Genomic DNA, 25706 nt, shown 5'->3' on the forward strand with positions numbered 1-25706 from the left:
CCGTGAAGCTGGCAGCCAAGCGATTGGCCAGCGGCGAATGGTTGATCGTCATGACCAACACCGCCAAACCCAAACGTGCGCTCCAGCTCTATCGGCGACGCTGGGGGATCGAATGCTTGTTTGGCGATGCCAAGGCCCGCGGCCTCAACCTGGAAGATACCCACCTGACCGATCCGGCCAAGATCGAATTGCTGGTAGTCATCCTGACGCTGGCGATGACCTGGGTCTACAAAACCGCGACCGCCACGATGGGGTTGCGCTCCATCCCCCGAAAGGCCCATGCCCCCGAAAGGCCCATGCCCCCGAAAGGCCCATGGCCGGCGCCCGAAATCCTGGTTCCGCACCGGCCTCGACGCCCTGCGCAACGCCTTCATCTATGCCCCACACGACGCCGCGACATGGTGGGCCCAGAGCTGTCCAAAACGCCGATGCGCCACCTGAGTCGTGTACCGTGGCGTTACACTCGGGCGGTGCTCTAGGTCTTCGATTTTGCCGCATTTTCTGCGACGAACCGGTCTCCACTCCGTGGAGAAACGCTCTAGTGATCCCATGTCCGGACGTCATCCTCCGGACATGGGATCGAAGGCCGGGGACGCCGCGTTGGAACGGAATCAGGGCGGCCCGCCCGGGTCGGGCTGGAGCACGGCCAGCTCGTCCATCAGGGTCGCCCGCGCGCAAGCGCTGAAGGCCGCCACGAGGCGGCCCTGCGACCGCAGCGGTGAAAAGACCAGGGCGAAGACCACCGGCAGGGCGGGAGCGAAGCGGCGGATCTCGATAGGCGAGACCATCGCCTCCTCGTAGGCCGCCAGGGGGTTCATCAGGCCGACGCCGAGGCCCGCCGCCACCAGGGCGCAGGCCGCCGAGCCGAGCCCGGCCTCCACTGCGACGGAGCGCCGGATCCCGGCCGCCTCGAACACCGCATCGATCTGCATCCGCAGCGGATTGCCGACCGGCGCGTCGATGAAGGGCTCGCCGGCGAGATCGGCCGGGCCGAGGACGGACTTGCGCGCCAGCCGATGGCCCCGGGGCAGCACCACCACACAATCCCGGCTCAAGACCGGATCGGCCTGCACGCTCGCCTGCGTGCCGTACAGCATGGTCAGCCCGGCATCGCAGAAGCCTTCGGCGATCCACTTGTACACCGTGCCCTCGTCGCCGGCATGGAGCGAGACCATCACCCCCGGATGCTCGCGCTTGAACCGGACGACGGAGCGGGCGAGCAGCCCGCCGGCCAGGCGCGGCATGGCCGCGACGCTCAGGCGACCGGCCCCGAAGAGACGGATGTCGGCCGCCGCGGCTTCGAGGCTGGCCAGCCCGACGCAGGCCCGCTCGACCTCGTGGTGGAAGCGCCCCGCCTCGACGGTGGGGGAGAGCCGGCTGCCGTTGCGATCGAACAGCGTCAGCCCGGTGATCGCCTCAAGCTGGGCGATCAGCCGGCTGACCTGCGGCTGCGACGTGTGCAGCCGGCGCGCCGCCTCGGTCATAGATCCCGCCAGCATCACCGTGCGGAACGCCTCCACGTGACGGAAGCTCATGCGTCGCGGCGCCATATCAGATCCGTATCGGCCAGTGTCGAATCGGAATTAGCAGCCGGCATAGCTTTCGGCCATGTTTCCTGACGCAGCGTCTCGGTCAGCGTATTCTCCAAGTACGCCATCCCGCACGCATGATCGATCGGGCCAAGAAGGGGACATGGGGTGACGATCAAGCCGATGCTCGCATGGTTCTGTGCCCTCGTCGTCTCGGCGGGCGCAACGGCCGTCCACGCCGACGACGGGGGTCGCCTGGACAGAATCAGGAAGACCGGGACGATCAAGATCGGATTCCCGGACGCCTCGCCGCCTTTCGCCTTCCTGGACAATGACGGCAAGCCGATCGGCTACAGCCTCGAGATCTGCGAGCACGTCGCTCAGACGATCAAGGCGGCGCTCGGGCTCGCCACGATCCAGGTCCGCCACGTCCCGGTCCAGTCGGCCACCCGGATCCCGCTGATCAGCAACGGCACGATCGACCTCGAATGCGGCACGGCGACGAACCTGCCGGAGCGGCACAAGCTGGTGTCGTTCGCACCCACCACCTTCGTGGCGCAGATCGTCCTCGTCGCCCGCAAGGGCACGGACGTGGACGTCAACGACCTGTCGTCGTTCCGCGGCAAGGCGATCTCGGCCCAGGCCGGCGGGCAGACCCAGCGCTACGTCGTGCAGGCCAGCGCCCGGGACAACCTCGACATCCGGGTGATGGCCGCCAAGGACACGGCCGAGGCCTTCCTGCTCCTGTCGAGCGGCCGCGCCCAGGGCACCGCCAACGACGACGCCATGGCCTACACGACGGTCGCCAACGCCCCGGACGGCGACAGCTACAAGATCGGCACCAAGGGACTGGAATTCGCGCCCTACGGCATCCTCGAGCCCAAGGACGATCCGGCCTTCAAGAAGGTCGTGGACGACGCCGTCATCGGGCTGATGAAGGATGGGACCGTCGCCCGGCTCTACACCAAGTACTTCGAGAGCCCGATCCCGCCGCGGCAGATCAACCTGAAACTGCCGATGAGCGACGTGCTGAAGCGCACCCTCGCGCGGCCGACCGATTCCGGCGACCCGGCCGACTATCAATGAGCACGGGGGAGATGGCGACGATGCAGGGCGACCGGGGCCGCACCGGCGGCCCGCATCCGGACCGGCCGGGCGCCGGGCCGGCGGAGACCTGGATCGATCTGCGCAGCGACACCCTGACCCGGCCGACGCCGGCCATGTATGCGCGGATCGCTGCGGCTCCCCTCGGCGATGACGGTCTCGGCCACGACCCGACGGCCGAGGCCCTGGAGGAGGCCGGCGCCGCGCTCCTCGGCAAGGAGGCGGCCCTCTACCTGCCGAGCTGCACCATGGCGAACCTGGTCGCGACCCTGTGCCAGGCCGGGCGCCAGGAGCAGGTCGTCCTGGAAGCGCAGTCGCACATGTACACGGCGGAGCGCGGCGCCGCGACCTTCACCGGCACCTTCCCGCTCGGCATCGCCGGCACGGACGGGGCGATGGATCTCCAGCGCCTCGCCGACGCCCTGTGGCCCGGTGGGTCGAGCCTCAGGACCGGGCTGATCGGCCTGGAGACGACCCACAACAATGCCGGGGGCACGGTGCCGCCGCTCGATCACATGCGGGCAGTGCGGACGATGGCCCTGGCGGCCGGGATCCCGGTTCATCTCGACGGTGCCCGGCTGCTCAACGCCGCCGTTCACCTCGGCGTCCCTGCCGCCGCGCTTGCCGCGGAGGTCGACACGGTGTCCCTTTGCCTGTCGAAGGGCCTGAGCGCCCCGATGGGCGCCCTGCTCGCCGGGCCGGCCGTGCTGGTCGCCGAGGCCCGGCGCCTGCGCAGGATGCTGGGCGGCACCCAGCGGCAGGTCGGCATCGCCGCCGCCGCCGGCCTGGAAGCCCTGGCGACGATGGGGGATCGTCTCCACGAGGACCACGCCCGGGCCAGCCGGCTCAGCGCCGGGCTGAACGGGCTGGGAGAGATGCTGAGCGCCTCGATCCCGCAGACCAACATCGTGCAGGTCGATCTGTCGCGAAGCAGGATCGACAGCGCGGCATGGCTCGGAATGTTGGCGGCGCGGGGGGTCCTGGCCAGACCCCTCGGGCCGTGGAAGCTCCGCCTCGTCACCCATCGCCACATCGACGACGGTGCCGTGGAAGCCGCGATCCGGGCCTTCGGATCCTGCCTGGAGCCGGGGTGAGGCGAGGGCGGGACGCAAATGCCCCTCAACGCAGCAGAGCCTCGACCCCTTCCCAGATCCCCCCGACCACATCCCCCGCCGGCACGGCCCGCGCCAGCCCCGCCGATTGCCCGGCCCAGGCCTGCATGCGGGCGAGATCGCCGTCCTTCGCCGCCGCCTCGCGCAGGCCCTGCGTCAGGCCGCGCTGGACCGGGTAAGGGGCGGGGGACGGGGCATCGGGGCTTGCCGCCGCCGCGACGTACTCGGTCGCGAGGCTGCGGCCGGCGCGGCCGCTGAAGGCGCGGGTGAGGCGGGTCCCCTCGGGGCGGGCGCGGCCGAGGGCGTCGCCCCAAGCCAGCGGGATGCCGGCCTCGGGACAGCGCAGGAAGCCGGTGCCGACCTGCACGGCGCTGGCGCCGAGCAGCAGCGCGGCGGCGGCCCCGCGGGCGTCGGCGATGCCGCCGGTGGCGACGACCGGGATCCGCACCGCATCGACGACCGCCGGCAGCAGCGCCATCAGCCCGACCGCCTCGGCCTCCGCTCGGTCGGCCCGGAAGCAGCCGCAATGGCCGCCGGCCTCGGCGCCCTGCGCCACCACCGCGTCGGCCCCGGCGGCCTCGGCGGCCAGCGCCTCCACTACCGTCGTGACGGTGGCCCACCAGGCGATGCCGCGGTCTTTGAGCCGCGCGACGATCTCCGGCGGGTAGAGCCCCATGATCGAGGACGCGATCCGGGGCCGCGCCTCGATCAGCGCCGCGACCTGGGCGGCGAAGTCGGGCGGTGTCGCGTCGCCGGCCTCGCTCGGCACCGCCGGGCCGAACCGGCCGAGGAAGGCGCGCAAGCGCGCCTCGTGGCCGGGCTCGCGGGCGGGGGCGGGATCGGGGATCCACAGGTTGATCTGGAAGGGGCCCGCCGCCCGCACCGAATCGGCCCAGGCCAGGATCGCCGCCGGCGGCATGAGCAGCGCCCCGCAGGCCCCGAGCCCGCCTTCCCGCATCACCGCGACCGAGAGCGCCGGCGGGCAGGCCCCGGCCATCGGCGCGAGCAGCAGCGGCCGGCCCAGGCCGTATGCTGCGGCGAAGGCCCCGGCGCGGGCGAGGGCGGGGTGGCGGGCGGACATCGCGGAGTCTCTTCGTCATGCGGGCGGTCGAGCCGACATGAATCACCCTCCCTCCCGTCCGCGCAAGCGCCCGCGGCACAGGCAAGCGCCCGCGGCACAGGCAAGCGCCCGCGGCACAGGCAAGCGCCCGCGGCACAGGCAAGCGCCCGCGGCACAGGCAAGCGCCCGCGGCACAGGCAAGCGCCCGCGGCACAGGCAAGCGCCCGCGGCACAGGCAAGCGCCCGCGGCACAGGCAAGCGCCCGCGGCACAGGCAAGCGCCCGCGGCACAGGCAAGCGCCCGCGGCACAGGCAAGCGCCCGCGGCACAGGCAAGCGCCCGCGGCACGGCACGGCCGCATGCGTCGCAGGGCGGCTCGATTGACTTCGCACCCGCACAACGCCATATGGCGGATTGCAGCGTCAGCGGCCGATCACGGTCCGCTCGAGAGGGCTGCGTGACGGATTTCGCCGCGGCACCTGCGCGGCAGGCCCGGCCCTCTCTTAATCGCTCGTCCCTTGGATCGCTCCATCACGCGGGCGGTCTCCTGACATCGGATCGCGATGAAGGCCGTGCGTGGCGCGTGCCTTGCGGCGATCCCGCTGCCAAAATTCAAGAAGATTCCCTTGACTCAGTTCACCGATTTCGGCCTCGCGGCGCCGATCCTGAAGGCGCTCGCCCAGGCCGGCTACGTCACGCCGACCCCGATCCAGGCGCAGGCGATCCCGCCGGCCATGCAGGGCAAGGACCTGTGCGGCATCGCCCAGACCGGCACCGGCAAGACCGCCTCCTTCGCGCTGCCGATCCTCCACCGCCTCGCCACCGACGCGGCCAAGCCGGCGCCGCGCCGCAGCTGCCGCGTGCTGGTGCTCGCGCCGACCCGCGAGCTCGCCAGCCAGATCGCCGACAGCTTCAAGGATTACGGCCAGTTCCTGAAGCTCACCACCACGGTGGTGTTCGGCGGCGTCACCATCGGCCGCCAGGAGCGGGCGCTGGCCAACGGCGTCGACGTGCTGGTCGCCACCCCGGGCCGCCTCCTCGACCTGATCGACCGCCGCTCGCTCACCCTCGACGGCGTCGAGTACCTCGTCCTCGACGAGGCCGACCAGATGCTCGACCTCGGCTTCATCCACGCCCTCAAGCGCATCGTGAAGCTGCTGCCGGCCCAGCGCCAGAGCCTGTTCTTCTCGGCCACCATGCCGAAGAACATCGCCGGCCTCGCCGACCAGTACCTGAAGAACCCGGTCCAGGTCGCGGTGACCCCGGTCGCCACCACCGCCGAGCGGGTCGACCAGAAGGTCGTCTTCGTGCCGACCGGCTCGAAGCAGTCGCTGCTCGCCACGATCCTGCGCGACGAGACGATCGACCGGGTGCTGGTCTTCACCCGCACCAAGCACGGCGCCGACCGGGTCGTGCGCGGCCTTGAGCGCGACGGCATCGGCTCGGCGGCGATCCACGGCAACAAGTCGCAACCGCAGCGCGAGCGGGCGCTCGCCGCCTTCCGCGCCGGCACCTGCCGGGTGCTGGTGGCGACCGACATCGCCGCCCGCGGCATCGACGTCGACGGCGTGTCGCACGTGGTCAATTTCGACCTGCCGAACGTGCCGGAGGCCTATGTCCACCGCATCGGCCGCACCGCGCGCGCCGGCAAGGACGGGCTGGCGATCTCGTTCTGCAACGACGAGGAGAAGGCCTATCTGCGCGACATCGAGCGCCTGACCCGCCAGAAGGTGCCTCTGATGGCGATCCCGGAGGGCTTCGTGCCCCCGAGCCGCGAGGAGGCCGCCCAAGCCGTGGCCGAGGCAGAGCGCGACCGGCGCCAGCCCGGTTCGGGTCCGCGCGGCCAGCGTCCCGGCGGCGGCCGTCCGGGCCAGCAGCCCGGCGGGCGCCAGGGCCAGCCGCGCCACGGCGCCGGTCGGCCGCAGGAGCACCGTGAGCCCCGCGCCCACGAACCTCGCGCCCATGACGGACGCGGCGGGCATGAGGGCCGCCAGGGCCGCCCGCAGGGCCAGGGTCAAGCCCGCCCGCAGGGCCAGGGTCCGGGCCGGCCGCAGGGCCAAGGCCAGGGCCGTCCCCAGGGCGGCCAGCGCGCCGACGGCAACCGTCAGCAGCGCCCGGCGGGTGGCGGCGGCAACCGCGACGGCCGCGCGATCGGCTGGCTCGACCGCGCCCCGCGCTGATCGGCCCGATCCGCGCTGACGATTGAGACGCCCGCGCTCCGGACAGGAGCGCGGGCGTCTCGCGTTTCGGATCCGCCCATCATGACCGGACGGATTGTCACGAGAGAAGGCTCTCCCAGTCCTGACGGCCGTGCAGCACGCGCACGATCAGGATATCGTCCCGCTCGACGGCATAGACGATGAGATGCGCACCATAAGGGTGGAGACGAACCGGCGGACGTAGTTCTCGCCTCTCACCAGCCATCCGCGGATGGACGGCAAGAAGAGCGAAGGTGCCGGAACGGCCCGGCGTCGTAGGCTTCCGCCCGAGCCTGGCCGAAATTTAGGACACCGTAAACGAAGAGGTCGGAGATGTCGTCATCGGCCCGCCGGGTCTTCCTGTAGGTCATGGCCTCTTGTCATCATGGGGTCTTGGTCGCAGCCGCGAGCTTCGCCCGACCGAGATGGCGAATTTCGTCGGGCGTACGGCCGCTGACGCCGCTGCGGAATCCCTCGTCGATCAAGCCCTGCAACTCACCGAGCTTGCCCGCGCGCTCCTGATCGCGCCGAATCAGGTCGCGCACATAGTCACTGGCATTGCTGTACCGGCCCGTACGAGCCTGCGCCTCCACCCAATCCTTCATCGGATCAGGAGGCGAGATGTTCATCGCCGCCATCGCGGCCTCCTCGCCCGGCGCTCGATGGCAGAGACTGCCAATCGTCGCAGGGGACGTCGAGTCCCGGTCAGGCACGCACGATATCGCGGAGAACGGCGTTGCCGCCCTCTCGCGTCACACCATCTCTTGCTTGGGTTTTTCACGCAGGAGACCGCGATGCGCTTCGAACTCTATCGCGACGGCAAGGGCGAATGGCGCTGGCGCCTGCGGGCCGAGAACGGCGAGGTGGTGGCCGATTCGGGCGAGGGCTACGTCCGCCGCGAGGATTGCGAGCACGGCATCGCCCTCGTGAAGGGCGCGACCAACGCTCGCGTCGTCGACATGACGCTCAAGATGGCCTGACGGCGCCGCGCGACCTTACGCCGCCTCGGACCCGAGCGTCCGGACATCGGCACTTTTACATCCGGCTCGATCTGATCGAGCCGACGAACCGTCCGTTCGCTCCGCTCGGGATCCGAACTCCGTTCCGCCATCACGGTTTGGGCGTGGTGCGTATCCGTGAACCGCCTCCGTCGATCGTCTGTCATAGGGACGGGAACGGATCGACGATAGCAACGTGTCGTTAATCATCGACCAGCGTTTGGGGCGCCGGTCCGGCGCGAGCCGCCTACGAGGCGCGCAACGGTTTCCCGCTCCCGTGCGTTTCAGCCGTCCATGCCTCCGTCCGGCGGCATGCCCGCACGAACGAGGGACCGACGACGTGCTGAAGACCGTGATGCTGGCCGCTGGCCTGATCCTGGGGGGCGTTGCCGCCATACCGCAGGGTGCCACCGCCGCTCCCATGACCGAGACTGCCGCCGCACCCGACGTGTCCGCGGTTCCGACCGCCTGGGCCCAGTACGGCTATTACGGCCGCCACCGCCACTGGGGACCGCGCCACGGCTATTACGGCCATCGTCGCCATTTCGGGCCGCGCTACGGCTTCGGCGGCCCGCGCCACTGGGGTGGGCGGCACTGGGGCCACCACCGCGGCTGGGGCCACGGCCCGCGCGGCTATTACCGCGGCTTCTGACGCCGATCAGGACCGGCCGCCCCGGATGGGGCGGCCGTGCCATAGTCTCGCCTCATCTATGACCTTGGCTGTACAAGCTTGGCCGTTCCGGCGGCCGGGCTTGGCTCATGGTGGGTCCGCACGATCGGCGGGTCCGCCCCACAACCAAGGGGAACCGGAATGCTGCACACTCTCGCGGAGCGCCGCCGGCGCATCGAAGCCCAGCTCCAGGAACACGAGCGGGTCCTGGCCGAGATCCGCTCCTCGGCGGGCCTGGGCGCCAACAGCCGCGCCCTCCAGCTCCAGCATGCCCGCCTGATCTCGCAGGCGCGCACCGAACTCGCGTCGCTCGACGCCGAGGAGGCCAGCCTCTAGCGGCCGGCGAAACTCCGGTCCCGCGGCGTCACGCGGGACCCTCGAGGGCAGCGAGCGCCGCGTCGTAGAAGGCGACGACGTCCTCCGGATAAATCCGCGCCGACGGCGCCGCCAGCTCGGCCCGCGACCACCATCGATGCTCCGCGACGACCTCGACCTCGTCGGGCGTCCAGCCGTCGCGGGAGAGGGGATCGGTCCCGGCCCGCACCGCGAAGAAGCGCTCCCGCGCGCCGACCCACTCGCCGTCCATCAACTGCATGCTGAACAGACGCTCGCCGATCTCGGGGGCGGCCGCGGGGCAGGTGAGGCCGGTCTCCTCCCGCAACTCCCGGATCGCCGCCTCCAAAAAGCTCTCGCCCGGCTCGACGGCCCCGCCCGGCATCGCCCAATGCTCGCTGCCGGCGAGGGCTCCGGAGCGGAAGACGAAGCGGAACAGCAGCAGCAGGCCCTCGCCGTCGAGGACGATGAGCCGGGAAGCGGGGCGCTCGCGCATGCGTCCGCTAATGGTAGGGATCAGCCGCGTCGCGCAGGCCGTCGCCGAGGAAGTTGAAGGCCAGCACCACGATCACGACCGGCAGGATCGGCGCCAGCAGCCATGGATGGAGTTGCACCGCCGCGAGGTTCTGCGCCTCGTTCAGGAGCACGCCCCAGCTCGTCACCGGCGGGCGCAGGCCGAGGCCTAAGAACGACAGGGCGGTCTCGCCGAGGATCATCGAGGGGATCGACAGGGTCGCCGAGGCGATCAGGTGGCTCATGAAGTTCGGGATCAGGTGACGGGCGATGATCCGGCTCTTCGAGGCCCCCATCAGCTCGGCGGCGCGGACGTAATCCTCCTCCCGGAGCGCCAGGAGCTTCGAGCGCACCGCCCGGGCGAGGCCCGGCCAGTCGAGGAGGCCGAGGATCAGCGTGATGCCGAAGAAGACCAGGATCGGGCTCCAGTTCGGCGGCAGGGCCGCCGAGAGCGCGAGCCAGAGCGGCAATTCGGGCAGCGAGCGCAGGATCTCGATCACGCGCTGGATCACGTTGTCGACCCAGCCGCCGAGATAGCCGGCGAGCCCGCCGAAGAACAACCCGAGGGCGAAGGAGACCGCGATGCCGACGAGGCCGACGGTGAGCGAGATCCGCGTGCCCGAGACGATCCGCGAGAGGAGATCGCGCCCGAGCCGGTCGGTGCCGAGCAGGAACATCGTCCCGTTCTCCGGCGGGCAGACCAGGTGCCAGTCGGTGTCGACGAGGCCCCAGAAGGCGTAACCTTCGCCGCGGCAGAAGAAGCGCAGGGGCTGCACCTTCGAGCGGTCGACCGTGTAGTCGCGGTGGAAGGTCTCGATGTTGAAGGTGAAGTGGTAGGGATGAGTGTAGGGCCCGACGAAGCGGCCCTCGTGGAACAGGTGGATCGATTGCGGCGGCGCGTACAGGTAGTCGCCGTGGCGCTTGGCCGGATTGTAGGGCGCGATCACCTCGACGAACGGGATCAGCGCGTAGAAGGCGATCAGAATCAGCCCCGCCGCCACCGCGACCCGGTGCTTGCGGAACTTCCACCAGGTGAGGCGCCAGGACGAGGCGCGGTCGACGGCGCTGCCCTCCGCCCCGACCGGCTCGGTGCGGCCGGGATCGAACGGCGCGGCGTCGACGAAGTGGTGCGGCCGGTCGCGCAACTCCAGGCTCATCGGCCACTTCCCCCGAGACGGATGCGCGGATCGAGCCAGGCGAGCAGCAGATCGGAGATCAGCATGCCGATCACCGTTAGCATCGCCACGAACATCAGGATAAAGCCGGCCAGGAACTGGTCCTGGCTCTTGAGGGCGGCGAGCAGGATCGGCCCGACGGTCGGCAGGCTGAGCACCAGCGACACCAGCACCGAGCCCGAGATGAGGTGGGGCAGGAGGTTGCCGATATCGGCGATGAACGGGTTCAGGGACATCCGGAACGGGTATTTCAGCAAGGCCCGGGTCGGCGGCAGGCCCTTGGCGCGGGCGGTAACGACGTATTGCTTGCCCAGTTCGTCGAGGAGGTTGGCGCGCATCCGCCGGATCATCGCGGCGGTGCCGCCCAGCCCGATCACCAGGGTCGGGACGACGAGGTGGGCGAGCAGCGAGCGCACCTTCTCCCAGGTCCAGGGCAGACCCGAATAGGCACTGTCGTAGAGCCCGCCGATCGACACCCCGAACCAGCGGTTGGCGTAGAACAGCATCACCAGCGCCAGCAGGAAGGACGGGGTGGCAAGGCCGATATAGCCGATGAAGGTCGCGATGTAGTCGCCGATCGAGTATTGGCGCGTCGCCGAGTAGATGGCGATCGGGATCGACAGCAGATGGACGAAGATCACCACCGCGAGGTTGACGACCAGGGTCAGCCACAGCGCGTCGCCGACCACCTCGCGCACCGGGCGGTCGTACTCGAACGACCAGCCCCAATTGCCCTGGATCAGGCCGTTGAAGGCGCCTTCGGGATTGGGCCATAACCCGATCCACCGCAGGTACTGCTCCCAGACCGGACGGTCGAGGCCGTATTGCTGCATCAGGAATTGCGCCTTGGCGACCGAGGCCGCCTCGCCCTGCGAGCGCAATTCCGCGATCTGGTTGGTGAGGAAGTCACCCGGCGGCAGCTTGATGATGACGAAGACCAGGGCGGAGATGATGAGCAGCGTGACCGCCATGGTGAGGACGCGGCGGGCGAGGTAGCGGATCACCGCGACGCCTCCTTCGGGTTCGGGCCCCAGAAGAACTGGTCCATGCGGTAGATCCCGATCAAGGCCGTCGGCTTCCAGCTGTAGATCTGCTTGTCCGGCACATTGAGAAGGCGGGTCTTGGCCACGACAGGCTGGAGCGCGCCCGAGACGGTGCCGATCACCCACTGGTTCTCGGCGCGGTTCTGCAGCATCTCGCCCCAGATCTTCGCCTGCACGGCATTGTCGGCGGTGGCCATCCAGCGGGCGTTGAGGTCGATCAGCACCTTCGCTTCGGGCATGTCGCAGGGCTCGCCCTCCTTGCCCCGCGTCTCGACGTACTGTCCCCATTTCGGCCAGGCATAGGTGTCCTGGTGGACCGGAGCGAGCTCGTCGGGCGACATCTCGGCCGTCGGCATCGCGAGGTCGAGGCCTTGGGCGGCCACCATCACGGCGGCCCCCGAATAGGCGCGGTTGCGCAGGACCGTGCGGTCCTGCGGCTTGACGAACAGCTTGACGCCGACCTCGCGCCAGAACTCGGAGACGAGGGTGAGGCCGTCGGTGAGCATGCTGCTCTCGCCGTCGGTCTCGACCACGATCTCGAGCTCGCGCCCATCGGGCAGGAGGCGGATGCCGGCGCCGTTGCGTTGCGTCAGCCCGATCTCGTCGAGGAGGCGGGAGGCCTCGGCCGGATCGTAGCCGGCATAGAGCGTGCGGTATTCCGGCTTGTAGAGCGGGCTCTTCTCGACGACCGTGTCGTTGCCCTCGGTGCCCAGCCCGAACAGCAGGGCGTTGTTGAGGGTGCGCCGGTCGATGGCGAGCGACAGGGCGCGGCGGTAGCGCAGGTCGCGGTTGAGCTTGCGCCAGACCGGGTCGGTCACCGTGAGGTTCGGGTAGAGCGCCAGTTCCGAGCCGCGGGCGGTGGGCCAGAGATGGGTGCGGTAGCCCTTGGCGCGCTCGCCCTCGCGCAGGATCGGGATGTCCTCCATGTTGAGGCCGCGGAACAGCAGGTCGGCCTCGCCGGCATTGGCCTTGGCGGCGAGGAGCCCGCCCGCCGCCACGTCCATCAGGACCTTGTCGATGTAGGGCAGCTGCTGCCCGTTGGCGTCGACCCGATGGTAATAGGGGTTGCGCGCGAAGACGAAGCGGGCCGCCGGTGCGGTGTTCGTCACGCGCCAGGGCTGGAGCGTCGGCAGGTCCGGGTTGGTCTGCTCGAACATCGCGTCGAGCCGGTTGTGGAGCGCCGCCCAGCCCTTGACCTTGGCCTGCTTCACCAGCGGCTCGATCTCGGCCTTCGGGGTGTAGCGCGGATTGAACTTCTTCAGGTAATGGGCCGGCCGGTAGATGAACGGATCGCGCGGGGAGGCGAGTTCTGGCAGGAAACGGGGATTCGGCTTGTCCCAGGTGAAGCGGACGTGGAGCGGGTCCAGCACCTCGAAGCGGGGCGGCTGCCCGTCGACCATCATGAATTCCGGCGGGCCGGACGGGCTCAGGTCCTTGTTGAGGGCGACGTCCTCCCACCAGTAGCGGATATCCTCCGCCGTGAAGGGCTGGCCGTCGGACCAGCGATGGCCCTCGCGCAAGGTGAAAGTGTAGATGCGGTCGCCGTCCGCCTCGAACTTTTCGAGAATATCGGCTTTGAGCGCCAAGCTCTCGTCGTAGCCGACGAGGCGGGTGTAGCTGTAGGTCGAGATGTAGCGGATGTCGCGCGCCTTCGCGACCAGCGTGACGATGTCGCCGCCGGGCTTGCCGATCTGGCGGCCGTGGGCGGTGGACTCGACGACCAGGGGTTGCTTGGGCAGGCGGTCGGAGGGGGATTCGGCGAGGGCAGGGGAGACGAGCAGCGGAAGCAGAATGGACAGAACGGCGCCGCGCCACCAACCCTCCCCCGACGGAACTCGGGCTTGCCCGAGTTCCGCATCCACGAACCCGAGTCGGGAAAGCCCGACTTGGGACGGGAGAGGGGCCGCCGCGTCCGGATAGGACCGGAACGTTCTGAAGACCGCTCTCCGGATCGGCGTCGCGCTGCCCCTCTCCCGCCCCGCATCCGCGGGGCACCCCGCCCCGCAGAGCGGGGAGGGTGCAACAGCCGTCGCGGGTGTGAAACGGCTTCCGAGCCAGGTCATGTCCCGTCCCTCCCGTGCAGGCGCACCCAGGTGAGGCGGGTGGGCGAGTAGCCGGTCGCGGCGTGCAGGTCGTCGAAGGCGTGGGTGGCGGCGATGACCGCGCGGGCGGCCGACGCCTCCGGGTCGTCGGGCCGATAGACGAATTCTCGGCCGTTGCGGCGCCAGCGCACCGGCTCGCCGGAGCGGGGCGCGGTCAGCATCGCGATGGTCGGGAAGGCGGGACCGCCATGGGCGTGGAGGCGGTGGGCCGCCGCGTCGTCGTCGAAGACCAGCCGCGTCAGGCCGCGCTCGCGGGCCTCCAGCACCCGGCGGGCCTGGCTGATATGGTCGTCGAAGAAGCCCACCGCCCGGTCCGGGTCGAGCGGCGGCAGCCGCGCCGCCGACCAATCGCCGGCGTGGTAATGGGCGCGCGGGTCGCGGTAGCGCAGGCCGGACAGGTCGGGATCGAAGCAGAAGATCTCGGCCTGCGGGCAGGCCTGGCGCATCACCCAGGTCGTCAGGCCGCGGAACACCCCCGATTCGACGATGACCGCCGGGTTGAGTGCCCGCATCAGCACGTAGAGCTGGAGCGCGCCGTTGAAGCCGTTGCCGCCGCGCTTCTGCGCCACGGGGGCCGAGGCGATCAGGTCCCAGAAGGTCGCGACCGTGGGCGCGGCGCCACCGGGCAGCGACAGGCCGGAGGCGGCGAGGTCGCGGTCGAGGCGTTCCGCCGCCGCCGCCATCAGCGCCTCGGTCTCGGGGCCGGAGAGGGGCCGGTGAGTCCAGTCCGACACCGCCGGGACGAGATCGTAGCCGAGCCGGTCGAACAGGCGGCCGAGGAAGCGGCGGCGCAGCCGCTCGAGGAGGGGGTGGGGACGGAGGGCGGCGCCGTGGGACATCGTCAACTCATGGGAAGGTCAGGCGGCCCGGCCCATGGCCGGGCGCGAGACCCGGACGCGATGGCCGGGCTCGATCTCGGTCATGGCGCCTGCCGCGCCGGGGTCAAGACGGAACGGTTCGGGCCAGCTCGCCGGGTCGGAGAAGCGGTCGCTCATCAGGAGCTTCAGGTCGAGGGGGTGGTCGAGGTCGGGCTCGGGCACGGCGGCGAGCAGCGCCCGCGTGTAGGGATGGGCCGGGTTGCGGAACAGGGCCTCCTTCGGCGCCTCCTCGACGATGTAGCCCCGGCACATCACCGCGATCGTGTCGGCGATGTAGTCGACCACCGCGAGGTTGTGGGACACGAACAGGTAGGAGACGCCGAGGCTCGCCTGCAGGTCCTTCAGCAGGTTGAGCACCTGGGCCTGGACCGACACGTCGAGCGCCGAGACCGGCTCGTCGCAGAGCAGGACGCGAGGCTTGAGGGCGAGCGCCCGGGCGATGCCGAGGCGCTGGCGCTGGCCGCCCGAGAAAGCATGGGGATAGCGCCGCAGGGACGACTGATCGAGCCCGACCATGTCGAGGAGTTCCTTGGCGCGCTCGTAGCGCTCGTCGGCAGTGCCGACGCCGTGGATGCGCAGGGGCTCGGTCAAGAGCTCGTAGACCGTCATCCGCGGGTTGAGCGACGAGAACGGGTCCTGGAACACGAACTGCACCGCGCGGCGGAAATCCTTCAGTTCCCGGTCCTTGAGGGCGAAGACGTCGCGGGGCCCGCGTCCCGAGCCGTCGTCGAAGGTCACGGTGCCGGCATCGGGCCGCAGCGCCCGCATCACGACCTTCGAGAGCGTGGTCTTGCCGCAGCCCGATTCGCCGACGAGGCCGAGCGTCCGGCCCGGATGCAGGCTGAGCGACACGCCGTTGACGGCGTTGATGGTCCGGGTCTTCCCCTTGAACCAGCCCGAGCGCAGCGTGAAGGACTTGCGCACCCCCTCGATGGCCAGGAGCGGCCCGGCTGGATCGGGCCGGTGCGGCTCGCTGGCCTTGCGGGCCAGCACCGCGCTCCTCACCTCGCGGATCGGGGTCAGGCGCTCGCCGGGCTCCATGTGGAAGCGCGGCACCGCCCGCATCAACGCCTTGAGGTAGGGGTGGCCGGGCCGGCGGAAGATGTCCTCGCGCGAGCCCGCCTCCATCACCCGGCCGCGATACATCACCACCACGTCGTCGGCCATGTTGGCCACCACGCCGAGATCGTGGGTGATGAGCAGCATCGCCATGCCGGTCTCGGCCTGGAGGTCGCGCATCAGCTCCAGGATCTGGGCCTGGGTGGTGACGTCGAGCGCCGTCGTGGGCTCGTCGGCGATGAGGAGGGCGGGCTTGGTGATCAGCGCCATCGCGATCATCGCGCGCTGGCGCAGGCCCCCCGACAATTCGAACGGGTAGGTGACCAGCGCCCGCTTCGGATCCGGGAAGCCGACGCGCTCGAACACCTCGATCGCCCGGGCCTTCGCGGCGTCGGCCGAGACGTCGGCGTGGAGGCGCAGCGCCTCGGTGACCTGATCGCCCACGGTGTGGAGCGGCGACAGCGAGGTCATCGGCTCCTGGAAGATCATCGCGATCCGGCCGCCGCGCAGGGACTGCATCCGGGCGGAATCGGCCTTCAGCGCCGCGATGTCGGTGACGCCGCGGGGATTGGCGGGATCCGCGAGGCGGATATGGCCGCCGGTGATCCGCGCGACCTTGGGCAGGATCTGGAGGATCGCCTGCGCGGTGACCGACTTGCCCGAGCCCGACTCGCCGACGAGGGCGACGGTGCGGCCCGCCGGCACGTCGAGGGACAGGCCGTCGACCGCGCGGAACGAGCCGGCATCGGTCGAGAAATCGACCGTCAGGTCGCGGATCGACAGGAGCGGTGCCGTCATCCTGATGCCGTGCTGTCCTCTCGGGGCGGAGGCGTCCCCGGATCACCGCGGAAGATAGGGCTCGGTTGTGACATGGGCGACGCCGCGGGCGCAAACAAAGCGGCAGCGCGGGATATTCGCACAGGCCGGCCTGTCGTCGCATGATCGCCGAGAGCGTCGAGGAGGCGGGCGCAGAACGACCAGGTCGCCTCGTCCTGGACGAGGTGATGGGTGAGGAGCCCGACAGGCCCACCCGCCGCGACCGCCCGGGCCGCCCTGGCGACGATCCCGTCCGGCTCGGCGAGCCCGCCGCCGGCGCGCCAGGCGATCGGATCGACCGCGGCGTGGGCCTGGATCAGGCCAGATACAGGCGCGACCGGCGCGGCCGCCGAGAGGCCGCGAAACCCGAGAGCCGGCAGGCTCTCCGGCAGGCCGGGGGCGAGGCGGTTCCAGGGCGGCACCAGGACCGGCAGCAGGCGCGGGCCGAGGCGGGCGCGAGCGAGCGCCAGGGCCTCCGCCGCGTCGGTGCGGAGCGCGGCGAGGGCGCGATGCGGGCCGAACTCGGCCTTCCTGGCGTCCGGCGGGGCGTGGTTGGCGTGGGCGAGCCCGTGGACCAGGAGGTCGACGTCCCCCTCGTCGGCGAGGCGCGCCGCCAGCGACGGCTCGGCCCGGGCCGGCACGGCGGCCACGGCGACCGGCCAGCCGGAGCGGTTCGACAGGGCGAGCAGGCGGTCGAGGGCGGGGGTATGGGCGGCGGCGTCGTCGTCGCGCCACCAGAGTTCGATGGCGCGGCCCGCCTCGGCGGCGCGGGCGAGGGCGTCGGTGAGGGGGGCGAGGTCGAGGGACGGGTGGAGGTTAGGCACCTTCCCCTCCCTGCGACTTGCAACGATGTCGGGCAAGCCCGAGATCGCCTGGGGAGGGGAGGCGACTCTTCTCGAGCGGTAATAAATCCCTCCCGGGCCCCGCCAGCATCGCCTCGACGATCGCCACGCTGCGCCGCGCCCCGTCGCGGGCGATGGCGTGGGCGGCGCCCGGCGCCGGAGCGGCGAGGACCGCCGCAGCCAGGCTCTCCGCCGTCAGCGCGCCCTCCGGCAGCACCCGGGCGAGGCCGTGGGCGGCCAGGGTGTCGGCGCGCAGGCGCTGCTCGGTCTCGTGGCCGGCCTCGAAGGGGACCAGCACGGCCGGGCAGCCGCTCTGGAGGAGGTCGAGCACCGTGTTGTAGCCGGCCTGGCTCACCGACAGGGCGGCGCCGGCGAGAAGCGCGCGGAAATCCGGCCGGGCCCGCTCGACGAGGGCGTTGCCGGGGGCCGTCCCGGCCAGGCGTGCGAAGGCGGCCTCCGGTACGGCGCGGCCGACGAGGATGCGCCAGGACAGGCCGGGGGTCAGCGCCGCCGCCGCGACCGCCGCCTCCTGCAAGGGCAGCCCGGCGGCGCTGGAGCCGCCCGAGACCACGATGCCGGCGCGGGAGTCCTTCGGCGGGGGCGCCGCCCCGGCCTCGTCGACGTAGCCGGTATAGCGCAGGCGCGCCGCCACCCCGGCCCCGACCGGCCAGGACGCGTCGAGGGGCAGGAAGGCGGGATCGCCGTGGACCAGCACCGCGTCGTAATCCGCAAGGCGCGCCTCGGTGGCTGAGACCCGCTCCGGGCGGCTCGGTGTCGCCAGGATGTCGCGGATCGAGGCCAGCAGCGGCGGGCGGGGCGAGGCGGCCCGGACCGCCCCGGCCAGGGCCTCGAATTCCGGCGTCAGGACCCGGCGGCCGAAGGGCCAGAGCTCGGTGATCACCGCATCCGGCGCGGCCCCGGCGACGGCGGCGAGCAGGGCGTCTCGGCGGGCCGCCAGGCGCGCCTCCGTCACCGGCGTGCCCTCCGGATCGAGGAGCGCCGTGAAGGCGGTGCCGGTGATGCGGACCGGCGGCAGCTGCACCAGGCGGATGCCGTCGAGGCGCGCGAGCGCCGCCGGCATGCCGCCCGAGACCAGGGTGACCGCATGGCCCGCCGCCGCGAAGGCGCGCGCCAGGGCCGCCGCCCGGGTGAGGTGCCCGGCCCCGAGGAGATGCGTCACGGCGATCAGGATCCGGCTCATCCGCGGCCCCCGGCGAGGAGGGGGCCGAGCGCCGCCCGCAGGACCGCGGTGGCGCCGTCGAGGCCGCGCTCGGTGCGGGCGAAGGCGAGCGCCCGGCCCCGCATCGCCGCGATGGTTTCGGGCGCAGCCGCGAGGCCGCGGATCGCGGCTTCCATCGCGGCAGCGTCGCCGGGCGGCGTGACCCGGCCGGTCGACCCGTCCCGCACCACGTCCGGCACGCCGCCATAGCCGCCGGCGACCACCGGGCAGCCATGGGCCTGCGCTTCCAGCAGCGCCATGCCGTAGGCTTCGTTCACCGCGGGCCAGACCAGGAGGTCGGCGGCGCCGTAGAGCGCCGAGAGTGCGGCGGACGAAACGGCGCCGTGGCGGCGCACCCGCGGGCCGAACAGCGCCAGCATCCCATCGACCTCGGCCGCCGCCGGGCCGTCGCCCGCGATGTCGAGGCGCCAGGACAGGTCGCCGAGACGCGTCAGCACGTCGGCCAGGAGACGGTAGGAGGCGAGCTTGTCGCCCTCGCGCATCATCGCCACGGTGAGGAGGCGCAGCGGGCCGGGCGCGCGCCCGCCCTCGACCACAGGCCAATCCTCGGGATCGAGGAAGGGCGGCAGGTCGGCGAGCACCTGGCCCGCCGGCCGCGCCGCCTCCAGGGCCGGCCGGTCGCGGCGGTTCATCACCAGGACCAGGGCGGCGGCATCGAGCGCCGCCTCGGCGCCGGCGTGACCCAGCGCGTGGGGCCCGAGGGCGCGCCGGGCCGACCGCGAGCCCTCCGCCACGACGTAGGGAATGCCCAGGGCGGCCGCGACCGCCGGGCCGATCCAGTCCGGCGCCTTGTAGTAGACGTGGTAGGTGAACCAGAGCGCCGGCGGATCGGCGCGGTACGTCGCGATCAGCCGCCCGGCCTCGTCCCGCGACGCCGCCCGCAGGGCCGGATGCCCCGCCCCGTCGGGGTCGCGGGTGCGCAAGCGACAGGCGACCTCCGGGACGAAGCCCGCCGCCGCGAGCGCCCGCAGGAGCAGCCGCGCCATCGTGCGCTCGCCGGAGGGGACCGGATGGTCCGGGCTTTTCAGCGGAGCGTAGAAGGCGACGCGGCTCATCGCGGTGCAGGCTCCGGCCGGGCCGCCTCCGTCAGCAGGCGCGCCACCGTGTCGAACCCGGCCTCGGCGCCGAACTCCGCCCGCAGGCGGGCCAGGGCCGCCGCGCCGAGACAGGCGCGCTCGGCGGGATCGCGGGCGAGCAGGTTGAGGGCGTTCGAGAGCGCGGCCCAATCCCCCGGCGGCACCAGCCAGCCCTCCCGGCGGTCGCGCAGGAATTCCGGGATGCCGGCGAAGTCGGTGGCCACCACCGCGAGCCCTTGCGAGGCCGCCTCCATGATGACGTTGGGTAGCCCGTCGCGGTCGCCGGACGGGGCGCGCTTCGAGGGCAGCACGAACAGGTCGGCCTCGCGCAGGAGTGCCACCACCTCGGGCTGGGGCTTCGCGCCGAGGAAGACCACCCGCTGCGACAGGCCGAGCGCCGCAGCCTTGGCCCGCAGCGCCGCCAGCTCCTCGCCGCCGCCGACATGCGCGAGGCGCCAGTGCAGGTCCGGCGGCAGCGCCGCGAGGGCGTCGAGGAGGTCGTCGAAGCCCTTCTTCGCCACCGCCCGGCCGACCGTGACGATCCGCAGCGGATCGGCCGGGTCCGCCCCGTCGCGGGCCGGGCGGGCCTCCGGGGGTGGGGGAAACCGCGACAGGTCGAGGCCGTGATAGACGAGCGACACCCGCCCCGGATCCTCCGAGACCTCGCGCAGGCGCGCCGCGCCGGCGGCGGTGCAGGTCACCGCGAAGGCCAGGCGCGCATCGTCGAGCTTCTCGGCCAGTTCCCAGTCCGGCGTGGTCCAGATGTCCTTGGCGTGGGCCGAGGCGCTCCAGCTCCGCCCGGTGAGCAAGGCGGCGTAGCGTGCCACCGAGGCCGGGGTGTGCAGGTAGTGGACGTGGATATGGTCCGTGTCGGCGGGCAATTCGCGGGCGAGCACCAGGGCCTGGCCGAGGCGCCGGCCGCGATTGGGGGTGAGGTCGCGGGCAAGGTCGCGGCGGGCGAGCTTGAGCAGGGACCACAGCCCCGGCCGGCGCAGGGACGAGAGCGCCCCGCGCAAGACCCGCCAGGGCGCCTGATGGAGGTATTCGGGCAGGTAGGCGATCGGCGCACGGATCTGCCGATGCATCGGGTGCACGGCCCCGTCATGCGGCCGGCGCAGCGACCAGATCGCGAGGCTCAGGCCGCGGGCCTCGAGGCCGAGCAGTTCCTGCGCGATAAAGGTCTCGGACAGGCGCGGATAGCCCTTGACGAGGACGGCGATGCGGAGCGGGGGCATACGGGAGGGTGCTTACTCGGCGGCCACGCAGGCGGCGGCATCGGGGGCGGCCAGTCGCCGGATCGCCGGCAGGCCGTCGAGGAGCCCGGGGATCGGCCGGGCCGAGGGCGGCGGCCGGTGCGGCAGCGCGGCGAGGGCCGCGGCCATGCGGGCGGTCTCGTCGGTATCCGCGCCGTCCTCCGCCCCGGGTTCGATCACCCCGACGAGGCCGAGCCGGGCGGCGGCCCGGGCGCGGATCAGCTGCTCGCGCCGGGGCCGCACCCGCGGCAGGATCAGGGCCGGGCGGTCGAAGGACAGGATCTCGCAGAAGGTGTTGTAGCCCCCCATCGCCACCACGCCGGCGGCGCGGCGCATCAGCCGCTCCAGCCGCGCGTCGAAATCGAGGGAGGCGAGGCGCGGATGGGCGGCGATGCGGGCGCTCAGGTCGGCCTGCTCGGCCGCCGGGAAGAACGGCCCGAACACCACCAGCGCCCGGTGCTCCAGGGTCTGTGCCTCGTAGGCGCGCACCACCGCCTCGACGAGATCGACCCCGTCGCCCCCGCCACCCGGCGTGACGAGAAGGAACGGCTCCTCCGCCGCGTCGTCCTCGGCCGGAGCGGAGGGCGCCTCGCGCCGCAGGTAGCCGGTATAGGTCAGGCGCTCGGCGACGCCGGCCGGCAGCGCCAGCCCGGCGAGGGGCGCGTAGATCGCTTCCAGGCCGTAGACCCAGAGCGAATCGTAGAGCGGCAGCACCGCGAGCGCGCCCTTGCGCTCCCATTCGGGCGCCAGCAGCGCCGGATCGTCGAGGACGTCGCGCAGGCCGAGCACCAGCCGGCAGCCGCGGGCCTTGAGCCGGTGGAGCGTCGGCAACACCTCGCCGTGGAAGCCGGCCGGCTCCTTGTCGACCAGGAACAGGTCGGGGTCGAAGCGCTCGGCGACGTGGCGGATCAGGGCGGTGCGGGTCGCCACCACCTCGTCGAGGTGATGGCCGGCACCGAGGCTCCGATACTCGCCGCTGGCGAGCTTGGTCACGCCCGGCAGGCGCCGGCAGGTCACCCCGGGGGCGAAGCGGAAGGCGTGGCTCACCGGCGAGCCGGACAGGATCACCACCCGCCGCTCCGGCACCTCCGCCACCAGGGCGTGGGCGATCGCCCGTGCCCGGCGCAGGTGGCCGAGCCCGAACGTGTCGTGCGAGTAGATCAGCACCCGCTGCGGAGGAGCGCCGGGCCCGGGGGCGAGGACCCTCATCCTGCGGACCCGGTGGCCCGGGCGGACCGGACGGCTTGCGGACGGAAGGCCCGTGCGGACACGGCGGGCCGGAAACGGCTCAACGGTATCGGCATCGGGCGACGGACCTCCCGGGCGCGGGAGCCCAGACTAGCGCATCCGCCCCCCGCCCGGCTACCCGGCCGCTTGCAGTTATGGCCAAGCTTGTGGCGCCGGCGCCTCATTCGCAGGGCCTGCGGCGCTTGCGGGCGAGGCCTGCGGCGCTTGCGGGCGAGGCCTGCGGCGCTTGCGGGAGAAGCCTGCGGCGCGTGCGGGAGAAGCCTGCGGCGCGTGCGGGAGAAGCCTGCGGCGCTTGCGGGCCGGGGTGGCGGCGCTTTTGCTAGGAGCGGCGCTCCGCCCGGCCGGCGATCCGGCCGGGCGACCAGAACCGTCGAAGAGACCCCGATGCCCGAATGCCTCGTCTTCCGCGTGCCGACCCGGCACCCCGCCGATGTCTTGGGGCTCGATGCCCTGATCGAGTCCGGAACGGTCGCGCCGGACGAGATCGTCGCGGTGTTCGGCAAGACCGAGGGCAATGGCTGCGTCAACGACTTCACTCGGCCGCTGGCCGTGATGGCGCTGGAGAACGCCCTCGCGGCCCGGCTCGGACTTTCCCCGGCGGAGGTCGGCGCGCGGGTCGCCCTGGTGATGTCCGGGGGCACCGAGGGCGGGCTGTCGCCCCACCTGCTGATCCTCGCCCGGCGCGAGGGCCCGGCGGCCGAGGGGCGGGCGCTGGCGGTCGGCACCGCCTTCACGGACGATTTCCTCCCCGAGGAGATCGGCCGCATGGCGCAGGTGCGGGCCACGGAGGCGGCGGTCGCCCGCGCCATGGCGGCGGCCGGGCTGACCGACGTCGCCGACGTGCACTTCGTCCAGGTGAAGTGCCCGCTCCTCACCAGCGCCCGCATCCAGGAGGCCGCCGCCCGGGGGGCGCGCGTCGCCACCCACGACACCTACGCGTCGATGGGCCTCTCGCGCGGCGCCTCGGCGCTCGGCATCGGGCTGGCGCTGGCCGAGATCGACGGATCCGCCCTCGACGACACGGTGATCGGTGCCCGCACCGATCTCTATTCCGGCCGCGCCAGCGCCTCGGCGGGGATCGAGCTGATGCGCAACGAGGTCATCGTGCTCGGCAACGCCCCGGGCTGGAGCGGCCCCTTGCGCATCGCCCACCGGGTGATGCGCGACGGCATCGACTTTTCGGCGATCCAGGGGGCGCTCGCCGATCTCGGATTCCCCGTCGCCGGCCAGCTCCCGCCGGAGGCCGCCGCGCGCGTCGTCGCCCTGCTCGCCAAGGCCGAGCCCTCGGGCAACGGCCTGATCCGCGGCCGGCGCCACATCATGAACGACGACAGCGACATCAACGCCACCCGCCACGCCCGCGCCTTGGTCGGCGGCGTCGCCGCGGCGGCGATCGGGCGGACGGACCTGTTCGTCTCGGGCGGGGCGGAGCACCAGGGACCGGATGGGGGCGGGCCGGTGGCGGTGATCGCGGCGATGGAGGGATGAGCCCGTCTGATTGGGAAGACCGGCCTCAATCCCTCCCTCGTCGTCCCGGGGCCGCGCGGCGGACCCGGGATCCATGACCGCTGAAGGTACCGGACGAAGCGGAACGCTGTTCGCCCCTTCCCGAAGCCTCTGCGATTATGGATCCCGGGATCTCGGCTGCGCCGAGCCCGAGCGTGCTGCGGTGAGTTGTCTACGTTGCTATCAAGAAAATCCGATAATCCAATTAGATATTTTTCGAAATTGTGGTGATAATAATAAAAATTTTCATTTGCAGAAATTGATTCAACCCGGCGGGATCACATCGATCTGGATCCCACTATAATAAGCTGCCAGATTCGCAATGTCGGCATCCGACAGATCCTGCGCCGCCACCGACATCACCTCGTTCTTGCGCGTTCCGTTCCGGAACTCGGTCAGCGCCTTGATGAGGTAGGGCTCGACCTGACCGGCGAGGTTCGGCGCGTCCGGCAGCTTCGAGAGGCCGTCGAGGCCGTGGCAGGCCTGGCAGCCGACCGCCTTGGCCCGGCCGGCCCTGGCGTCCCCGGCGGCAGCCGGCATCGTGGCGGCCGGCATTGTTGCGGCGAGGAGCAGCAGGAGGGCGAGGGAGCGGGTCATGGGCGTCTCCTGGAGGGGAGGGGGCGGCCACAGGCCGCCCCGCACCGAAGAAACCTACTTCTCGTAGGAGATGCGGTAGATCGCGCCGGCCGTGTCGTCGGAGACGAGCAGCGAGCCGTCGGGCAGGGTCGCGACGTCGACCGGGCGGCCGAGATACTCGCCGCCCTCGGTCAGCCAGCCCTCGGCGAAGGGCTCGGGCTTGCCGGCGGTACCGTCCTTGTTGAGCGGAACGAACATCACCCGGGCGCCGATCGGCGTGGTGCGGTTCCACGAGCCGTGCTCGGCGGTGAAGATGCCGCCGCGATACTTCTCGGGGAAGGACTTGCCCTTGTAGACGATCATGCCGAGATCGGCGGCGTGGGGCGGCAGCTCGGCCTTGGGCGGCACGACGTCGGCCGGGATCTTGTCGTCCTTGTACTCGACCGTGCGGACGCCGCCGCCGCCATACCACGGGAAGCCGAAATTCTGGCCCGGCTTGGTGATCTGGTTCAGCTCGCCCGGCGGCTGGTCGTCGCCCATGCCGTCGACCTGGTTGTCGGTGAACCACAGCGTCTTGTCGTTCGCGAAGTCCATGCCGACCGAGTTGCGGATGCCGGTGGCGTAGACCTCGCGGTTCTTGCCGTCGGCATCCATGCGGATGATGCCGCCGATGCCGGTCTTGGCGTAGAGGTCGGCCTTGTCCTTCGGCGGCACGTTGTAGGGCTGGCCGAGCGAGACGTAGAGCTTGCCGTCCGGCCCGACGCGGCACATCCGGGCGGTGTGGTTGTAGCTCTCCTCCGCCGGGGGAATCAGCTCGCCCTGCTTGACCACGACGACCGCCGGGCCGTCCGTGCCCTCGTAGAAGAACTCGGCCGCCGGGAAGGCGAGGATCCGGTTCTGCTCCACCACCGTCAGCACGCCGTCGCGGGAGAAGCAGACGCCGTTCGGGATCTTGAAGTCGACGCCGGGGGCATAGACCTTAACCTCGTCGGCGACGCGGTCCTTGTCGCGATCGGTGACCGTGTACATCTTGGACTTGCGGGTGCCAACGAAGACGACGCCGGCATTGGGGCCGACCGCCATGGCGCGGGCATCCGGCACCACGGCGTAGAGCTCGATCTTGAAGCCGTCCGGCACCTTGATCTTCTGCAGGGTCCGGTTGATCGCATCGGCACGGCGGCCGGTCTGCGGGATCGGGGCCGGCTCGGCGACGCCGGTCTGCTTGAAGCTGCCGAGCTTCTCGAGGTTGTCGACCTTGGCCTTGGTGTCGCCGGCGGTCGTGTCCTGCGCGAAGGCGTCGCTCGCCAGGGAAAGGCCCGCGAAGGACACGCCGGCGGCGAGGGCCGCCATCAGGAAGGGCTTCATCAGGGTCTCCT

At 71.7% G+C, this 25706-nt stretch carries 25 protein-coding genes; 8 read left to right on the top strand and 17 right to left on the bottom strand.

The window, feature by feature from the left end; translation table 11 throughout:
• The coding region (locus G4G93_RS29010) for a transposase (protein WP_165089827.1) at positions 1 to 479 on the top strand (479 nt) is incomplete at its 5' end.
• A gap of 132 nt (positions 480 to 611) precedes the next feature.
• Here G4G93_RS29010 and G4G93_RS29015 read toward each other — a convergent pair.
• On the bottom strand, positions 612 to 1535 hold the full coding sequence (locus G4G93_RS29015) for a LysR substrate-binding domain-containing protein (RefSeq protein ID WP_246737090.1): 924 nt from the start codon (positions 1533 to 1535) through the stop codon (positions 612 to 614).
• Between the two features lie 162 nt (positions 1536 to 1697).
• Between G4G93_RS29015 and G4G93_RS29020 the strand changes: the two genes are divergently transcribed.
• Positions 1698 to 2615 carry an amino acid ABC transporter substrate-binding protein gene (locus G4G93_RS29020; RefSeq protein ID WP_312892290.1) on the top strand — a complete coding sequence of 306 codons (918 nt, stop codon included), beginning with the start codon at positions 1698 to 1700 and terminating at the stop codon, positions 2613 to 2615.
• A gap of 11 nt (positions 2616 to 2626) precedes the next feature.
• Positions 2627 to 3727: a GntG family PLP-dependent aldolase gene (locus G4G93_RS29025; RefSeq protein WP_312892291.1), complete on the top strand. Its 1101-nt coding sequence runs from the start codon at positions 2627 to 2629 to the stop codon at positions 3725 to 3727.
• Between the two features lie 25 nt (positions 3728 to 3752).
• Here the strand turns inward: G4G93_RS29025 and G4G93_RS29030 are convergent, their stop codons facing one another.
• On the bottom strand, positions 3753 to 4826 hold the full coding sequence (locus G4G93_RS29030; protein ID WP_165089832.1) for a nitronate monooxygenase family protein: 1074 nt from the start codon (positions 4824 to 4826) through the stop codon (positions 3753 to 3755).
• 604 nt (positions 4827 to 5430) lie between these two features.
• Here G4G93_RS29030 and G4G93_RS29035 point away from each other — a divergent pair.
• Entirely contained in the window at positions 5431 to 6984 is a 1554-nt protein-coding gene (locus tag G4G93_RS29035; RefSeq protein ID WP_165089834.1) for a DEAD/DEAH box helicase, read from the top strand.
• Positions 6985 to 7081: 97 nt separating this feature from the next.
• Here the strand turns inward: G4G93_RS29035 and G4G93_RS36205 are convergent, their stop codons facing one another.
• Both G4G93_RS36205 and G4G93_RS29045 read right to left on the bottom strand, forming a co-directional pair.
• Positions 7082 to 7228, bottom strand: coding sequence for a type II toxin-antitoxin system RelE/ParE family toxin (locus G4G93_RS36205; RefSeq protein ID WP_246737091.1), 147 nt, complete (start codon positions 7226 to 7228; stop codon positions 7082 to 7084).
• A gap of 157 nt (positions 7229 to 7385) precedes the next feature.
• Positions 7386 to 7640: a type II toxin-antitoxin system ParD family antitoxin gene (locus G4G93_RS29045; RefSeq protein ID WP_165089837.1), complete on the bottom strand. Its 255-nt coding sequence runs from the start codon at positions 7638 to 7640 to the stop codon at positions 7386 to 7388.
• 156 nt (positions 7641 to 7796) lie between these two features.
• Between G4G93_RS29045 and G4G93_RS29050 the strand changes: the two genes are divergently transcribed.
• From G4G93_RS29050 to G4G93_RS29060, 3 genes are all read left to right on the top strand, one after another.
• Positions 7797 to 7982: a YegP family protein gene (locus G4G93_RS29050; RefSeq protein WP_048432187.1), complete on the top strand. Its 186-nt coding sequence runs from the start codon at positions 7797 to 7799 to the stop codon at positions 7980 to 7982.
• A 358-nt stretch (positions 7983 to 8340) separates the two neighbouring features.
• Positions 8341 to 8652, top strand: a complete 312-nt coding sequence (locus tag G4G93_RS29055; protein ID WP_165089839.1) for a DUF3300 domain-containing protein — start codon at positions 8341 to 8343, stop codon at positions 8650 to 8652.
• A gap of 159 nt (positions 8653 to 8811) precedes the next feature.
• Positions 8812 to 9006, top strand: coding sequence for a hypothetical protein (locus tag G4G93_RS29060; RefSeq protein WP_165089842.1), 195 nt, complete (start codon positions 8812 to 8814; stop codon positions 9004 to 9006).
• Positions 9007 to 9034: 28 nt separating this feature from the next.
• Here G4G93_RS29060 and G4G93_RS29065 read toward each other — a convergent pair whose 3' ends face one another.
• The 11 genes from G4G93_RS29065 to G4G93_RS29110 all read right to left on the bottom strand — a co-directional run bounded on the left by G4G93_RS29065 (position 9035) and on the right by G4G93_RS29110 (position 22209).
• Positions 9035 to 9499, bottom strand: a complete 465-nt coding sequence (locus G4G93_RS29065; protein WP_165089843.1) for an NUDIX hydrolase — start codon at positions 9497 to 9499, stop codon at positions 9035 to 9037.
• 7 nt (positions 9500 to 9506) lie between these two features.
• Positions 9507 to 10673 (bottom strand): ABC transporter permease, encoded by a 1167-nt coding sequence (locus G4G93_RS29070; protein WP_165089846.1) that lies wholly within the window; start codon positions 10671 to 10673, stop codon positions 9507 to 9509.
• Complete coding sequence (locus G4G93_RS29075) at positions 10670 to 11695, bottom strand: ABC transporter permease (RefSeq protein ID WP_165089848.1); 1026 nt, start codon at positions 11693 to 11695, stop codon at positions 10670 to 10672. Before G4G93_RS29075 ends, G4G93_RS29070 begins: the two co-directional genes overlap by 4 nt.
• Positions 11692 to 13596 carry an ABC transporter substrate-binding protein gene (locus tag G4G93_RS29080; protein ID WP_165089851.1) on the bottom strand — a complete coding sequence of 635 codons (1905 nt, stop codon included), beginning with the start codon at positions 13594 to 13596 and terminating at the stop codon, positions 11692 to 11694. The genes G4G93_RS29075 and G4G93_RS29080 overlap by 4 nt, the downstream gene beginning before the upstream one ends.
• A 197-nt stretch (positions 13597 to 13793) precedes the next feature.
• On the bottom strand, positions 13794 to 14675 hold the full coding sequence (locus tag G4G93_RS29085) for a hypothetical protein (RefSeq protein ID WP_165089857.1): 882 nt from the start codon (positions 14673 to 14675) through the stop codon (positions 13794 to 13796).
• Positions 14676 to 14693: 18 nt separating this feature from the next.
• Positions 14694 to 16571: an ABC transporter ATP-binding protein gene (locus G4G93_RS29090; RefSeq protein WP_165089860.1), complete on the bottom strand. Its 1878-nt coding sequence runs from the start codon at positions 16569 to 16571 to the stop codon at positions 14694 to 14696.
• A complete protein-coding gene (locus G4G93_RS36210) occupies positions 16568 to 17413 on the bottom strand; it encodes a polysaccharide deacetylase (RefSeq protein WP_246737092.1) in 846 nt (281 codons plus the stop codon). Before G4G93_RS36210 ends, G4G93_RS29090 begins: the two co-directional genes overlap by 4 nt.
• The gene (locus G4G93_RS36215) at positions 17406 to 18632 is read right to left on the bottom strand and encodes a glycosyltransferase family protein (protein WP_246737093.1); all 1227 of its coding nucleotides are present in this window, start codon (positions 18630 to 18632) and stop codon (positions 17406 to 17408) included. Before G4G93_RS36215 ends, G4G93_RS36210 begins: the two co-directional genes overlap by 8 nt.
• Positions 18629 to 19726 carry a glycosyltransferase family 4 protein gene (locus G4G93_RS29100; RefSeq protein WP_165089863.1) on the bottom strand — a complete coding sequence of 366 codons (1098 nt, stop codon included), beginning with the start codon at positions 19724 to 19726 and terminating at the stop codon, positions 18629 to 18631. Before G4G93_RS29100 ends, G4G93_RS36215 begins: the two co-directional genes overlap by 4 nt.
• Entirely contained in the window at positions 19723 to 20982 is a 1260-nt protein-coding gene (locus tag G4G93_RS29105; RefSeq protein WP_165089866.1) for a glycosyltransferase, read from the bottom strand. Before G4G93_RS29105 ends, G4G93_RS29100 begins: the two co-directional genes overlap by 4 nt.
• Positions 20983 to 20994: 12 nt before the next feature.
• Positions 20995 to 22209 carry a glycosyltransferase family protein gene (locus tag G4G93_RS29110; protein ID WP_165089869.1) on the bottom strand — a complete coding sequence of 405 codons (1215 nt, stop codon included), beginning with the start codon at positions 22207 to 22209 and terminating at the stop codon, positions 20995 to 20997.
• Between the two features lie 423 nt (positions 22210 to 22632).
• On the opposite strand from G4G93_RS29110, the gene G4G93_RS29115 reads away from it, so the two are divergent.
• Positions 22633 to 23736, top strand: a complete 1104-nt coding sequence (locus G4G93_RS29115) for a ring-opening amidohydrolase (RefSeq protein WP_165089872.1) — start codon at positions 22633 to 22635, stop codon at positions 23734 to 23736.
• A 282-nt stretch (positions 23737 to 24018) separates the two neighbouring features.
• On the opposite strand, the gene G4G93_RS29120 is transcribed toward G4G93_RS29115, so the two are convergent.
• Positions 24019 to 24351: a c-type cytochrome gene (locus G4G93_RS29120; protein ID WP_165089874.1), complete on the bottom strand. Its 333-nt coding sequence runs from the start codon at positions 24349 to 24351 to the stop codon at positions 24019 to 24021.
• A gap of 54 nt (positions 24352 to 24405) precedes the next feature.
• Positions 24406 to 25695: a PQQ-dependent sugar dehydrogenase gene (locus tag G4G93_RS29125; RefSeq protein ID WP_165089878.1), complete on the bottom strand. Its 1290-nt coding sequence runs from the start codon at positions 25693 to 25695 to the stop codon at positions 24406 to 24408.
• Between the last annotated feature and the right edge of the window lie 11 nt (positions 25696 to 25706).

The organism is Methylobacterium sp. DB0501 (assembly GCF_011043735.1).
Lineage (GTDB): Bacteria > Pseudomonadota > Alphaproteobacteria > Rhizobiales > Beijerinckiaceae > Methylobacterium > Methylobacterium alsaeris.

Coding starts and splice junctions, on each gene's coding strand:
- G4G93_RS29015 (WP_246737090.1), bottom strand. CDS start 1,535: ATGAGCTTCCGTCACGTGGAGGCGTTCCGCACGGTGATGCTGGCGGGA.
- G4G93_RS29025 (WP_312892291.1), top strand. CDS start 2,627: ATGGCGACGATGCAGGGCGACCGGGGCCGCACCGGCGGCCCGCATCCG.
- G4G93_RS29030 (WP_165089832.1), bottom strand. CDS start 4,826: ATGTCCGCCCGCCACCCCGCCCTCGCCCGCGCCGGGGCCTTCGCCGCA.
- G4G93_RS36205 (WP_246737091.1), bottom strand. CDS start 7,228: ATGGCTGGTGAGAGGCGAGAACTACGTCCGCCGGTTCGTCTCCACCCT.
- G4G93_RS29045 (WP_165089837.1), bottom strand. CDS start 7,640: ATGGCGGCGATGAACATCTCGCCTCCTGATCCGATGAAGGATTGGGTG.
- G4G93_RS29050 (WP_048432187.1), top strand. CDS start 7,797: ATGCGCTTCGAACTCTATCGCGACGGCAAGGGCGAATGGCGCTGGCGC.
- G4G93_RS29060 (WP_165089842.1), top strand. CDS start 8,812: ATGCTGCACACTCTCGCGGAGCGCCGCCGGCGCATCGAAGCCCAGCTC.
- G4G93_RS29065 (WP_165089843.1), bottom strand. CDS start 9,499: ATGCGCGAGCGCCCCGCTTCCCGGCTCATCGTCCTCGACGGCGAGGGC.
- G4G93_RS29070 (WP_165089846.1), bottom strand. CDS start 10,673: ATGAGCCTGGAGTTGCGCGACCGGCCGCACCACTTCGTCGACGCCGCG.
- G4G93_RS29085 (WP_165089857.1), bottom strand. CDS start 14,675: ATGTCCCACGGCGCCGCCCTCCGTCCCCACCCCCTCCTCGAGCGGCTG.
- G4G93_RS29090 (WP_165089860.1), bottom strand. CDS start 16,571: ATGACGGCACCGCTCCTGTCGATCCGCGACCTGACGGTCGATTTCTCG.
- G4G93_RS36215 (WP_246737093.1), bottom strand. CDS start 18,632: ATGAGCCGGATCCTGATCGCCGTGACGCATCTCCTCGGGGCCGGGCAC.
- G4G93_RS29100 (WP_165089863.1), bottom strand. CDS start 19,726: ATGAGCCGCGTCGCCTTCTACGCTCCGCTGAAAAGCCCGGACCATCCG.
- G4G93_RS29105 (WP_165089866.1), bottom strand. CDS start 20,982: ATGCCCCCGCTCCGCATCGCCGTCCTCGTCAAGGGCTATCCGCGCCTG.
- G4G93_RS29110 (WP_165089869.1), bottom strand. CDS start 22,209: ATGAGGGTCCTCGCCCCCGGGCCCGGCGCTCCTCCGCAGCGGGTGCTG.
- G4G93_RS29115 (WP_165089872.1), top strand. CDS start 22,633: ATGCCCGAATGCCTCGTCTTCCGCGTGCCGACCCGGCACCCCGCCGAT.
- G4G93_RS29120 (WP_165089874.1), bottom strand. CDS start 24,351: ATGACCCGCTCCCTCGCCCTCCTGCTGCTCCTCGCCGCAACAATGCCG.
- G4G93_RS29125 (WP_165089878.1), bottom strand. CDS start 25,695: ATGAAGCCCTTCCTGATGGCGGCCCTCGCCGCCGGCGTGTCCTTCGCG.